At 32.1% G+C, this 13,468-nt stretch carries 12 protein-coding genes and 3 tRNA genes; 8 read left to right on the top strand and 7 right to left on the bottom strand.

Annotation, left to right across the window (positions count from 1 at the left end; genetic code table 11):
• Positions 1–10 precede the first annotated feature (10 nt).
• The 5 genes from B3J26_RS11010 to B3J26_RS10990 all read right to left on the bottom strand — a co-directional run bounded on the left by B3J26_RS11010 (position 11) and on the right by B3J26_RS10990 (position 5,510).
• Positions 11–1,543: an MFS transporter gene (locus B3J26_RS11010; RefSeq protein WP_180906341.1), complete on the bottom strand. Its 1,533-nt coding sequence runs from the start codon at positions 1,541–1,543 to the stop codon at positions 11–13.
• A 37-nt stretch (positions 1,544–1,580) separates the two neighbouring features.
• Positions 1,581–2,813: a hypothetical protein gene (locus tag B3J26_RS11005; RefSeq protein WP_291074563.1), complete on the bottom strand. Its 1,233-nt coding sequence runs from the start codon at positions 2,811–2,813 to the stop codon at positions 1,581–1,583.
• Positions 2,814–3,242: 429 nt separating this feature from the next.
• Complete coding sequence (locus B3J26_RS11000) at positions 3,243–3,662, bottom strand: pentapeptide repeat-containing protein (RefSeq protein WP_291074608.1); 420 nt, start codon at positions 3,660–3,662, stop codon at positions 3,243–3,245.
• Between the two features lie 401 nt (positions 3,663–4,063).
• Positions 4,064–4,438 (bottom strand): VOC family protein, encoded by a 375-nt coding sequence (locus B3J26_RS10995; protein WP_291074561.1) that lies wholly within the window; start codon positions 4,436–4,438, stop codon positions 4,064–4,066.
• Positions 4,439–4,595: 157 nt separating this feature from the next.
• Positions 4,596–5,510: an N-acetylmuramoyl-L-alanine amidase gene (locus B3J26_RS10990; protein WP_291074559.1), complete on the bottom strand. Its 915-nt coding sequence runs from the start codon at positions 5,508–5,510 to the stop codon at positions 4,596–4,598.
• A gap of 145 nt (positions 5,511–5,655) precedes the next feature.
• Here B3J26_RS10990 and B3J26_RS10985 point away from each other — a divergent pair.
• From B3J26_RS10985 to B3J26_RS10975, 3 genes are all read left to right on the top strand, one after another.
• Positions 5,656–5,739 (top strand) — tRNA-Ser (locus B3J26_RS10985).
• Positions 5,740–5,769: 30 nt separating this feature from the next.
• Positions 5,770–5,844: transfer RNA gene (locus B3J26_RS10980), tRNA-Pro, on the top strand.
• 27 nt (positions 5,845–5,871) lie between these two features.
• A tRNA-Arg gene (locus B3J26_RS10975) sits at positions 5,872–5,945 on the top strand.
• 965 nt (positions 5,946–6,910) lie between these two features.
• On the opposite strand, the gene B3J26_RS10970 is transcribed toward B3J26_RS10975, so the two are convergent.
• Positions 6,911–7,162: a hypothetical protein gene (locus B3J26_RS10970; RefSeq protein ID WP_291067372.1), complete on the bottom strand. Its 252-nt coding sequence runs from the start codon at positions 7,160–7,162 to the stop codon at positions 6,911–6,913.
• Between the two features lie 101 nt (positions 7,163–7,263).
• Here B3J26_RS10970 and B3J26_RS10965 point away from each other — a divergent pair, with 101 nt between their 5' ends.
• The 5 genes from B3J26_RS10965 (at position 7,264) to B3J26_RS10945 (ending at position 11,925) form a co-directional block, all read left to right on the top strand.
• Complete coding sequence (locus B3J26_RS10965) at positions 7,264–7,665, top strand: hypothetical protein (protein ID WP_221855789.1); 402 nt, start codon at positions 7,264–7,266, stop codon at positions 7,663–7,665.
• 64 nt (positions 7,666–7,729) lie between these two features.
• On the top strand, positions 7,730–8,464 hold the full coding sequence (locus B3J26_RS10960; RefSeq protein WP_125350403.1) for a lysophospholipid acyltransferase family protein: 735 nt from the start codon (positions 7,730–7,732) through the stop codon (positions 8,462–8,464).
• A 9-nt stretch (positions 8,465–8,473) separates the two neighbouring features.
• Positions 8,474–9,475 carry an acyl-ACP desaturase gene (locus tag B3J26_RS10955; protein ID WP_280051685.1) on the top strand — a complete coding sequence of 334 codons (1,002 nt, stop codon included), beginning with the start codon at positions 8,474–8,476 and terminating at the stop codon, positions 9,473–9,475.
• A 102-nt stretch (positions 9,476–9,577) separates the two neighbouring features.
• Entirely contained in the window at positions 9,578–10,915 is a 1,338-nt protein-coding gene (locus tag B3J26_RS10950) for a cytochrome ubiquinol oxidase subunit I (RefSeq protein ID WP_291074557.1), read from the top strand.
• A gap of 2 nt (positions 10,916–10,917) precedes the next feature.
• On the top strand, positions 10,918–11,925 hold the full coding sequence (locus B3J26_RS10945) for a cytochrome d ubiquinol oxidase subunit II (RefSeq protein WP_291074555.1): 1,008 nt from the start codon (positions 10,918–10,920) through the stop codon (positions 11,923–11,925).
• Between the two features lie 163 nt (positions 11,926–12,088).
• On the opposite strand, the gene B3J26_RS10940 is transcribed toward B3J26_RS10945, so the two are convergent.
• Positions 12,089–13,333 carry a GTP-binding protein gene (locus B3J26_RS10940; protein ID WP_291074554.1) on the bottom strand — a complete coding sequence of 415 codons (1,245 nt, stop codon included), beginning with the start codon at positions 13,331–13,333 and terminating at the stop codon, positions 12,089–12,091.
• Between the last annotated feature and the right edge of the window lie 135 nt (positions 13,334–13,468).

Genomic DNA, 13,468 nt, shown 5'->3' with positions numbered 1-13,468 from the left:
AATTAGTTTTTTAGTTAACATTTCTGTCTTTATTACTGATATAAATTGCTCCGATGATAAAACAAACAGCCGCAATTCCAATAGGATACCAAAGACCCTCTAAGTAAAACTGTGGATCTCCGTTGTTTTTGGCATTTGTTACCAAATAAGTAGAAACAGCAGGTAAAAGACCTCCAAAAATTCCGTTTCCTACGTGGTAAGGCAAAGACATCGATGTATATCTAATTTTAACAGGGAACATTTCTACTAAGAACGCAGCAATTGGACCATAAACCATTGTGATAAAAATAATTTGAATCCAAATTAATCCAACTAATTTCCATTTATCACCACTATTAATATGTGTCGATTTTTTTACAATTTCACTTACTTTTCCATCTACAATTTTTGCTTGACCATTTTCTAAATGAAGCGTTGTAACTTGTTTATAAGTCGTGCCATCTGTAAATGATTTTTGAATTGTATAAATAGAATCAGATTTTTCGTCAACATTTTTGATTTCAGCTTTTTCAATTGTTTGTGCTGCAATTACTTCTTTATTTTCAAGATTTGTTGTTTGATACATTGATTCGTAAATTGGTCGATACGAGAATACAGCGACAATCATTCCGATTAACATCACCCATTTTCGACCAACTTTATCACTCAGCCATCCAAAGAACACAAAGAAAGGTGTACCAAATAATAAAGCAATTCCTAACAAAGAATCTACTTGATCAGATTCTACATTCATCACCGTTTTCATGTAGCTCATCGAGTAAAACTGACCTGTATACCACACGACTCCTTGTCCCATTACAGCTCCAAAAAGTGCTAATAAAACGAATTTCATGTTGTAACGATTCCCGAAAGATTCTTTCAAAGGATTTTTAGAAGTTGTTCCTTCATCTTTTGCTTTTTTGAAAGCTGGCGATTCGTCCATATTTTTACGAATCAAGTATGAAACGTAAACCATCAAAATTGATAAAATAAATGGAACTCGCCATCCCCAAAGGTCAAATTGTTCTTCTGATAATAATGTTTTTGTCAATAAAATAACCAGTAAGGAAACAAATAAACCGACTGTTGCAGTGGTTTGTATCCAAGACGTCCAATATCCTCTTTCTCCGTCTGGTGCGTGTTCTGCTACGTATGTTGCAGCACCTCCATATTCGCCTCCAAGTGCTAAACCTTGTAATAAACGTAAGATTAATACTAATAAAGGTGCGATAAAACCAATTGATTCATAAGATGGAATACATCCGATCAAAAAAGTTGCTCCTCCCATTAATACTAAAGTTGCCATAAACGTATATTTACGACCAATAATGTCTCCTAATCGACCAAAGAATAATGCGCCAAATGGACGTACAACAAATCCAGCAGCAAATGTTGCTAAGGTTGATAAAAAGGCTGCTGTAGGATTATCAGCGGGAAAAAATTTAGTAGAAATTACAACAGCTAAACTTCCAAAAATAAAGAAGTCATACCATTCAATTAGCGTTCCCATAGAGGAAGCACCAATTACTTTCCAGATTGTTTTTTTGTTAGCAGTTTCGCTCATAAATAATGTGTTTTTGTGTTAATTCTTGTGTGTTTTTTTATAATAATATCATTGCTTGTATTGTTATCATGTCGTCCATGTGTTTTGGTTGATCGAAAGATTTTTGATATTCTACAGAAATTTTAGCATTCTGACCATCAATGTACCAGTTTCCACCTAATTTTAATTCGTTTGCAGGTTTTATTAGACCTTTGAAATCTCTGTAAGAATACCCTACATACGGCTGAATTCTATTACGGAATTTCCCTTCTCCTTCTTTGATGTTTTTAGGCAATAAATACCCGACATGTCCAGAAAACTGATTTCCATCTCCTACAACATTTCCTTGTACATAATTTTCGCCCATGTCCGAATTTTGATATTTCGCATAAGCTGTTATCGAAGAAGATTTTCCGATTGGCGCATCGTAGAAAGCATCAATAGCAAGATGAGTTACATTTTCTCCAATCAAATTATCATTTTCTTTTTTGACAATTGCATTACTTTGATTGAAAAATCCTGCTCCAATGTTAAATACTTTTTTAGTTCCTAAATAGGTTCCAACGCGATAAGGTAAAGCATTCGATTCTTGATCTAAGAATTGATAATCAAAATATCCTGAAACCGCATATTTTCCTTCTCCAAGTATCGCTTTTCCTAAATACTTTTCTTGTCCGTTTTCTAAAACTGTCGAAGAGTTTCCATCTAAAGTATTCGTAATAGCATCACTTAATGCTAAACGATAATTCAGTTTTCCAATTCGCCCTTTTGCAAACATTCCCAAATGATTTGAAAATTGATCAGACAAACCAAGTGTAGACCAGTCAGCTCTATTATTATCTAAGGTCAACATATTGATAGAACCTTGACCATTTCCACGAGAAATTCCACCAAAATTGTGAACTCCAGCACCAATTGCTAAATTGTTCGTTACTTTATATTGTAAAAACATTTCGTGCATGAAAAACGATACATCTGTACTTTTCCCCATCGGAGAAAGATTATTATCATAAATTCCATTTGCACCAAAATGCGTTAAAATCATGAATCGATCATTGATTTGTGAATAAGCAAGAACGCGCGCTCGTTTGATAGAAAATCCATCATTGGCGTGTTTTCCTTCGTAATCCTGAAACCAAGTTTGTCCCCAAAGAATAAATCGGACATATTTACTTCCTTCTGGATTTAATTTAACAACCAAACCGCCATCATATTCAGAAGCGTATTGAGCCTTCAATTCCGTGGCTCCAAAAGTGGATAGTAGAGCAAGTGCGACAAAAATTTTTTTCATTTTTTAATAAATGGTGTTAGTTGTACATTATTTGTGATTTTGTATTGACTTAATTAATAGACTTAAGTTTGTCTAAAATAATGTATTGAATAATAATAATGCTTTTTTTGATAAAGAATTTCTTTTTTATTTTATTAGTGTAAATAATACGCTAATATTTTTTTTAATTTCTTAAAAAAATGTCAAGAAAAGTTTTAAGTTGATAATCTGAGTTGGATTTATTTCAGAAAATTTATCAAAAAAAGATGCAATAATAATCTTATTATTTATTAAATCAAGAAATAATTATTGACTAATTGATAAAATATAGAAGTAATTTATTCTAAAATGTTATGATTTAGTAAAATATAATCTGAAATTATTTATTCTGATTAGAATAGTATAAGTAGAAAGCATAAAAAAGGTTTCGATTTTGTTCGAAACCTTTTTTTAATTTATTGTAATTCTAAGATAATCTAACAATGCGATACAATTCTCTTTGGAAAATTGCGCGCCTTTTAATTGATTATCATTCGGATTTATCGTGAAGTTATAAGCCGTTTTGAAATTGGCTTGTTTTAAATTGGTCTGATAGAAAATGGAGTGAGCCAAATTGCAGTTCATAAAATAGGCTTGACTAAGATCTGCAAAAGAAAATTCTACATTTTGTAAAGAACAATTGCTAAACTTCGTCTTTTCTAGCGGTAGTTCATAAAAAGATGAATCGTTTAACGTACAATTTTCAAATGAAATGCTTAATCCAAATTTATTCGAATTTTCGAGATTAAAACCAATCATTTTACAATTGATAAATTCAACTTGCTGAAAGCTTGTGTTTTCTAAAGTCGAATTACTCAAATTACATTCGATAAATTGACATTGAATAAATTTGATGTCGCTTAAATCTAATCAATTCAAATCACAATTTATAAACTCACAATTCTCATATTCACCAGATATATTTTGATTTTCTGAGAAATTAATTTGTTCAAATTTTTCTTCGAAATGATAATCCATAAGCTATTTTTTTACGATCAAATTTCTTAGGGCTAACCAGAAAATCATCACAATCATGTCAATGTAAATAGTAACTTTTAATTGATCGATTTGCGAACAAAGATTTTTTCCTGTTATAGTAGAAATACAAATGTCAACTCCGTCGGTTTCATATTTTATATGAACCATAGTGTTAATAATCATGTAAAAAACAATTGGAATAATCAGAATAATTATTGCTAATACAATGTTGTAATATCGTTTTGAGATCATAATTAATCTTCGAATGTAACTTCTATTTCTTGTCCAAATTGTAAGATATAACCATTGTTGTCGTAGATTGCAAATTCGCGCATATCCCATTCAAAGGCTTCAATTTCATACACAACTTCGCAATCATCTTTTACTTGATTCCACAACTCGTCTATATTGTCTACAACAAAATAAAAAGAACCTGTGAAATTAGCTCGTTCAAAATCAGCACCTTCATTTGGATAAGCCAACATAATTTCTACATCGTCTTTTTGCAAGCAAGCCCAAATCCAATCTTCATTTTGATCAGCAATTTTAAATCCTAATTTTTTATAGAATTTTGTTGTTTTTTGTAAATCTTTTGTCCAAATTATTGGGCGCAAACTTTTAAAAGCCATGTTATATTATTTTGGATAAAATTACTTCAATTTTTCTTAACTCTCAATTCCATTTTAAATGATAATTATGCTATTTATTCATATTATTTGACCGAAAGTTTATCCCATAAAAAAACTCCTAACAAGTAGGAGTTTTATTCTCTAAATCAAAACTGATTTATGGATTATATTTTTTGTTCAACGCTTTCAAGATAGCCCAAGTTTCAGCATCTACAACTCCATCGTATTTTTCTGGACGGAAATGCATCTGAAATGCCACAATCGCATTCTTAGTTTGCGAATCTATCATTCCATTTGTAGGAACGTTGTACCCATATTTCTTAAGATCTGTTTGCACTTGAGTGATAAAAACCGAACTTGTAGTATCCCAAGGGTATTGTTGCATAAATAGATATTTATCCGCATCATCGTACCACGCACCAACACCATAATCTGTATACAATTTTTTCCAAGGGAAAAGTGGTCCTGGATCTGGCTTTCTACCTGGCGCAACATCTGCATGCCCAATTACATTGAAAGGAGAAATATTGTAACGTTTTACAATATCTTGCGCTAATTCACCCACTTTTTTAATTTGATAATCTGGATAAGGCGTGTAATTTGGATAAGCATCTGTTCCTTTGTTTCCAAGATTCACGATTTCGATACCAATAGAAGAAAAATTTAGATTATCTAACCCTTTCCAGCTACTAACACCTGCATGCCATGCACGTTTTGTTTCGTCAACTAAAAGATTAATTGTTTTGTCATCATAATCATTTACCAAATAATGCGCACTTACATCTTTCTGAGTCAATACTTTTAACGATAATTCTGTATTGATTGCTGTGTAATGTAACACTAAAAATCGCACACGCTCATCTTGCGAAATAGATGGATAATAATCTGTTGTTACCTTGTACTTGTCGAGTTTTGCAGCTCGAGTCATTTCCGGTTGATCTGTTTTTGAATTAATAATGACTGTGTCACGAATTACTTTTGTAATTGTTTTTGGTGGAACTGTTTTAGTTGCACAACTAGCCAAAATAAAAAAACAAGAAATTGCGGAAAATACTAATCCTTTAAAATTCATTCTTTTAGTTCTAAATAGTCTTTTGAATAGCCAAAATTAAGCCAAATAATTTAATTTTTTTTCTAAAAAGACTTGTTTTGCAATAAAAGTCAATATATATTTGCAACCGCTTTATGAGACTAATCAGTCTTATTTTTAAAAGTTAGGAGAGGTGCCAGAGCGGTAATGGAGCAGATTGCTAATCTGTCATCGGGAAACCGATGCCAGGGTTCGAGTCCCTGTCTCTCCGCTTTTTTAAAGCTAGAAATAAAACACCACTCGGGGTGTAGCGTAGCCCGGTCATCGCGCCTGCTTTGGGAGCAGGAGGTCGCAGGTTCGAATCCTGCCACCCCGACGAATTTTAGTAATAGAATTTTGGATTGGTCCAGTAGCTCAGCTGGATAGAGCAACTGCCTTCTAAGCAGTAGGTCTCAGGTTCGAATCCTGACTGGATCACAATCTAAAGAAAACCCATACTGATTATCAGTGTGGGTTTTTTATTTATTTCTGATTTATTATAGTTTAATTTTCAAGTGAATTGTAAATCACTATTTTCAGTGAGATGCTTTATGTAATGTTTACTTATTTTTATTTTAAATAAATTGTATGAATCAACCAACTAGAATTAAAATATTAAGAATATTTTTAGGATTGACAATATTCTTTTTTTTCTGTTTTATAATTATGTTTAGTATTAATGGAACTGAAATAGCAAGAAGTCAAATTTTTTTGTTTGATTTTATAGCATTTACAGGAATTTTATCTTTTATTTTGTGTCCACTTTTTTCAATAATATCCATTATTTTTAACTATAAAAACTGGATATTATATCTTGTATTACTTCTAAGTTTTATTCCTTATTTTGGAATTTCAAAACTATTTGAACATGCTAATTTCGGAGGAAGTTTTTAATAAAATTTCGTCTTTCTAAATATGATTTTTCATTTTTATACTCAAACGTATTCATACATAAACTGATTATAAATTTTTATCTTTTCGTAACCAATGATAAAATGACTTATTTGGTATTTTGTTGATTTTTCAAAAAACGAAGACTTATAAAGATACTAAAAAAAGTTAGAATACTTACAAAAAAACATTTTTGTGTCCGCATTTGTCCACATTTGTCCGGTTTTGTCCACATCTGTCCTATTATTATTTATTCAATAAAGGTAACAAGAAAAATAAAATTCTTTTCTACGCCTCTATTTATCATGTTTTTGAGCAATATAGATTTTTAGTTGTTTTTTAGCTTGTTCGACCATCCTTCGACCGTTGTTCGACGAAACGGCATTTTCGTCGAACAACGGTCGAAGAAACCTCGAAGGAAAGTAGAAGAAAAAATGTAGAATTCTATTTTTTCAACAATGGATATTGTATTGTTATTTAATTGTGTTTTTAGGGGAAATTATTTTATCACATTATTGTAAAACATCTTTCCCTTTTTCACTCAACTGCTTAAAGTTAATTGCAGGAATAGTTGGATTCAATTCAGATTTGAAATTGGTAACACTTGGCGTTTCAAAAAAATCTAATTCGTATAAACCATCTTCCACGAATTGACAATCATCAGTTAAAATATAGATTTTAGGAAAACTTGGTTTTCGTTCTATTTTTACTTTTTTGATGTTATTTTGATCCGTAAAAACTTCTCCTTTCTTTGTGTTCGCCATTGTTTCTTATTTAGAGAACAAATTTCTTAATAAAATTGAATATTTAAAAAATCAATCCGTAATATTCAAAATATTTCTACCTTCGTTACAAATAAAACCACGTGAAATATACAATTCAAGCAATACTTTTGTTTTTTGTTTTAGGATTAACAAGTTGTTTACCAACCAAAACAGTTTCCGAAACTAAAGTTGTGACTTCAGAAATTAGCGATTTGTCGGGTAAATGGAATATAAATGATGGAGGAGATTACATTATTTTTGAAGATGCAACGAAAAAAATGGTAATGAAAACGGTTTGCGGAATTATTACGGCTGATTATACCAAAATAGATCAAGCTATAATTTTTAATCATTTAAAACAAGTGAATTCTGATTGCGAAATTCCTCAAAATTTGATTCAAAATTTGCAAAAAACTGCATATTTTAAAGTAAAATCATCAAATCAAATTACTTTTTATGATGAAGCTCATCAAGAAAAGCTAACTTTGAAATTAATAAAGTAAATCGCCTAGAAAAATATATTATGCTTAGCATAATTTTTTATTAAATTTGTCTAAATTTCTAATGTTGAAGAAAATTTTAAGTTATCCGTTATCTATAATCTTTTATATTTTTTATGGATTAACGTTGTTGGTAATGCATGTTGTGCAATGGTTGTGCTACAATTTGGGAGGTTATGCTGCTCATCACAAAAGTGTAAAAGTGATGAATGGTCTTTTGGTTTTTTGGACAAGAATTTTAGGTACAACGTATACCTATAAAGGAAGAGAAAATTTGAAACAAAATGTACCATTGATTTTTGTGAGTAATCACCAAAGTATGTATGATATTTCTCCGTTGGAATATGATTTGGCTGATTATCATCCTAAGTTTATTTCGAAAATAGAATTGGGAAAAGGAATTCCCAGTGTATCGTACAATTTAACGCATGGAGGTTCTGCATTAATCGATCGTAAGAACGGAAAACAAGCAATAGAGGAAATAAAAAAATTAGCGCAATACATTCAGAAAAATAATTATTCAGCTATTATTTTTCCAGAAGGTACAAGAAGCAAAAATGGAGTACCAAAGGCTTTCAAAGAAAATGGATTGAAAGTTTTGACGAAATATGCTAAAGACGCTTATGTTGTTCCCGTTACGCTAAATAATACGTGGGAAATAGAAAAGTGGGGTAAATTCCCGATGTATTTGGGCGCGAAAGTAACGATACAATACCATAAACCCTTAAAAGTGAGTGACTATAAGTTTGATGAAATATTCGAGCTTACCGAAAAAACTGTAAAAAGTAGTATAACCGCATAAAATAATTATATGTCAATAAATAATGTTCGCCTGGAAGTAATGCAATTTCTTGAGAAAGATATTGATGCTTATATGGACAAATTCTTAGTTCCAGCCGATAAAATTTGGCAACCAACAGATTTTTTACCGAATTCTCAAACAGATTCTTTTTTTGACGAAATCAAAGAATTACAAGAGCTTTCGAAAGATTTGCCAGATGATTTCTGGATTACATTGATTGGTGATACCATTACCGAGGAAGCTTTGCCAACCTACGAATCTTGGTTGATGCAAATGGACGGTGTGGTAGATGAAGAAGGAAATTACCTAGAAAATGGTTGGGCAAAATGGATTCGCCATTGGACAGGAGAGGAAAATCGTCACGGTGATGTTTTGAATAAATTTTTGTATTTATCAGGACGTATCAATATGCGCGAGGTTGAAGTAACAACGCAACATTTGATAAATGACGGTTTCGACATTGGAACAGCACACGATCCTTACAAAAACTTTGTTTACACAAGTTTTCAAGAATTAGCAACTTATGTATCGCACAATAATGTATCAGCAATTGCAAAAAAATACGGAGCGAAAAAATTATCGCGTATGTGTAAAATTATTGCAGGAGATGAAATGCGTCACCATTTAGCTTACACAGAGTTCGTTCGTCGTATCTTCGAAGCTGATCCTTCTGAAATGATGTTAGCTGTTCAACATATGTTCAAACTTAAAATTGTAATGCCAGCGCATTTCTTAAGAGCTTCTGGTGAAGAAAGAGGAACTTTGTTTGATGCGTTTTCAGATGCAGCGCAACGCATTGGTGTGTACACAGCGTTTGATTACATCGATATTATGCGAAAATTAATTGAAGCTTGGCAATTAGATAAAATCTCTGGATTGAATGCTGAGGCTGAAAAAGCAAGAGATTATATCATGAAATTCCCAGATAGAATGGATAGAATTTCACAACGTATTGTGATTCCTGAAGATGGACCACAATTCAAATGGTTATTACCAGCTACGTCTAAATAGATTATTCTAATCAAAATCATATAAAAAAGAGGCAATTCAAAATCGAATTGCCTCTTTTTATTTAGTAACTTTAACCAACAAACAAATTATAAACAATTACTTATGGACGATTTTATTGCTGCCAGAAGTCAGATGGCGATGTCGCTTGCCTTTCACATTGTTTTTTCGTGTGTTGGAATGGTGATGCCTTTTATGATGGCAATTGCTCACTACAAATACCTCAAAACTAAAAACGAAATTTACAAAGGGTTAACCAAAGCTTGGAGTAAGGGAGTTGCAATTTTATTTGCTACGGGAGCTGTTTCTGGTACAATGCTTTCGTTTGAGTTAGGATTATTGTTTCCTAAATTTATGGAACACGCTGGACCAATTTTCGGAATGCCATTTTCGTTAGAAGGAACAGCTTTTTTTATTGAAGCCATTGCTTTAGGCTTTTTTCTTTATGGCTGGGACAAATTTAACAAATGGTTTCATTGGATTTGTGGTATAATCGTTGGCGTTAGTGGTTTAGCTTCAGGAATTTTGGTTGTTGCTGCAAATGCTTGGATGAATTCTCCGTCAGGTTTCGATTTTGTAAATGGTGAATATCTTAACATAGATCCTGTAAAAGCTATGTTCAATGATGCATGGTTTTCACAAGCATTGCACATGACAATAGCAGCTTTTTGTGCGACTGGATTTGCGGTTGCGGGTTTACATGCTTATCTTATTTTGAAAGGTAAGAATGTAAATTTTCATCGAGAAGCATTCAAAATTAGTTCTGTTTTAGCAATTACAGCAGCAATGTTAGCACCTTTGAGTGGTGATATTTCGGCGAAAGATGTCTCAAAACGTCAACCGATTAAACTGGCTGCGATGGAAGCGCATTTCAAAACAGAAGAAAGTGCTTCATTTGTTTTGGGAGGAATAGTGGACGAATCAAAAGAAGAGATTAAATATGCGATAAAAGTTCCGGGTGTATTGAGTTTCTTGGTTCATTCAGATTTCAAAACACCTGTAAAAGGTCTAGAAGAATTTCCGAAAGATGAATGGCCGCCTGTGGCAGTTGTACATTATGCTTTTCAGATTATGATAACATTCGGAATGTTGATGATGGGAATAGCTGTGATTTATTTGATTGCTCAATTTTTTAAGAAAGATTGGCGAACAAAACGCTGGTTTTATAAATTGTTTATGATTGCGACACCTTTTGGATATATCGCTTTAGAAGCAGGTTGGACGGTAACAGAAGTTGGTCGTCAACCGTGGATTATTTACGGAATTATGCGAACGGTAGATTCCATCACTTCAATGCCAGGAATACAATATTCCTTTTACATTTTCACGTTTGTATTCATCACATTGTCCATTATTTTGGTGTTCTTAATGAATCGACAAATACAAATGGTTGCGAAGCTTTATGATCCAGAAGATCCAAATTATAAACCAGAAAAACATTAAGTATGATTTACGTAGTAATAGCATTTTTGTGGGTTGCCATCTGTTTATATTTAATTTTAGGAGGAGCAGATTTCGGTGCTGGAATTGTCGAATTATTCTCTGAAAAGAGTTACAAAAAACGTACGCAGAAGATTATGTACAATTCGATAGGACCTATTTGGGAAGCAAATCATATGTGGTTAATCATTGCAATTGTAATTTTGTTTGTTGGTTTTCCTAAGATTTATGCAGATGTTTCCAATTATTTACACATTGCGTTGGTGATTATGTTGTTGGGAATCATCGCACGTGGAACATCGTTTACGTTCAGAAATTATGATGCAATCAACGATAAATGGCACAATTTGTATGATGTCATTTTTACTTATTCAAGTGTTGTAACACCTTTGTTTTTGGGTATAATAGCAGGATCTATCGTTTCGGGAAGTATTGATGATAATGCACTTTCGTTTCAAGATGCATATATATTTTCGTGGTTAAGTTGGTTTAATTTTTCGGTTGGAATTTTCACTGTTGTGATTTGTGCTTTCTTGGCTTCGGTTTATTCAATTCAAACTGTAAAAAATGATGAAGATAAAGTGATTTTAAGAAAACGTGCGAAGATTTATACAGCTTTAATTTTTGTTGCTGGCGCATTGGTGTTTGCTGTTTCACTATGGAAAAACATTCCATTATTTAGTTGGATTATATCAGAAATTTACGGTTATATCGCAATTGCAATAGCATCAATCTCGATTGTATTATTACTTTCAGCCTTAAATAAAGCGAAGGATTCTTTGTTGAAAGTTTATGCTGGAATAATTGTGATGATGATTTTGTTTGCAGCATCTTATTCGCATTTTCCGAGTTTGGTATTATTTAAAGATGGTTCAACATTATCTTTATTGAAAGATTATGGCGCAATGAGCACAATAAATATGTTAGCTTGGGCATTATTACTCGGCTCGATATTTATTTTACCATTTCTATTTTACTTGATTTATTCATTTAATCAGAAGCAAAAAATATAAATACGCGTTCCAAATTTTTATTACAAACATACTCGTTTGTAATTAACCGAGTCTTTAGGAAAGGACAAGTGAATTGATAAATGAAATAAATCTGTTTAAATCTTTAGAACAAGGAAGATAAGAAAAAGAGCCTTATTTCGATTTGAAATAAGGTTCTTTTATTTTAATTATGTTTTGCTTGCCATTCTGCAATTTCTTGCTCATTCAGCAAACAAGAATTTAATTCTTGTGTAACTTTTTCTTTGTCCAAACCTTGTCCAATAAAAACAAGTTCTATCATTCGATCTCCCCATTCTTTCGACCATTTTGCATCAATCGTTTTTTGATTAAATTGATACGCTGCAAACTGAATTCTTTCGTCATATGGTATCGAGCACCACCAAGCCCCCGCAGGATCAATTCGGATACTACCACCAGCTTGACTCAAGAATATAGCTTCATCAGGACGATTTGCTAACCAAAATAAACCTTTGGAACGGTAAATCGTTGCAGGAAAATGATCATTCAAATACGTTAAAAAACGTTCTGCATGAAATGGAATTTTTTGTCTGTAAACAAAAGAAGTCATTCCATATTTTTCTTCCAAATGATCGTGGTGTTTGTGCGTACAATGTTCACCACATTCATGATCATGGTCGTGATGATGATGGTGATGCTCCTCTTTTTCTTGCTCTTCTAATAATTTTACCCAAGCATCCATATCCTGAATTTTCTCAAAATCAAATAAATTGGTGTTCAAAATTTCAGTTAATTCAACGTGAGAAAAACTTGCAGGAATTATTTTAGCAGAAGGATTTAATTTTGTCACAAACGCTTCAATATTCATCAACGTTTCTTCTTCAACCAAATCCATTTTATTCAAAATAATCACATTCGAAAATTCAATTTGATCGATTAAAAGATTCACAATCGGACGATTATCTTCTCTATTTTCTGTAAAACCTCGATCAAAAACATCTTCATCAGTTCCTAAATTTTTGAAGAAATTATAAGCGTCAACTACAGTTACCAACGTGTCTAAACGCGCAACTTTTGGCAAATCAATTTTACCATCTGGAGAAACAAAATCCAATGATTGCGCAATAGGACCTGGATCAGAAATACCAGAACTTTCGATAACCAAATAATCATATTTTTCTGATTGTGCCAACTTCTCAATTTCTACAATCAAATCTTCTCGCAATTCACAACAAACGCAACCATTGCTCAATTCAACCAATTTTTCATCCGTTTGAATTAAATCATTTTCGCGAGAAACCATTTGAGCATCAATGTTTACTGCGCCCATATCGTTCACGATAACTGCTACTTTAAGTCCTTTTTTGTTGTGTAATATATGATTAAGAAGTGTCGTTTTTCCGCTTCCAAGAAATCCAGAAAGTACCGTTACAGGTAGTCTATTTTTCATAATTTATGCTTAAAAATATATTACAAAGTTACGTTTTTATCACGCAAATTTTTGTTCAGAATCATTTATAAATTTTATAATGTTCTGTTAAGAATTTAATAATGAATCACTGTTAAAAAGATTTCTTTTATTTTT

The organism is Empedobacter sp. UBA5987 (assembly GCF_002429865.1).
Classification (GTDB): domain Bacteria; phylum Bacteroidota; class Bacteroidia; order Flavobacteriales; family Weeksellaceae; genus Empedobacter; species Empedobacter falsenii_B.
This window is presented reverse-complemented; position numbering and strand designations above follow the sequence as displayed.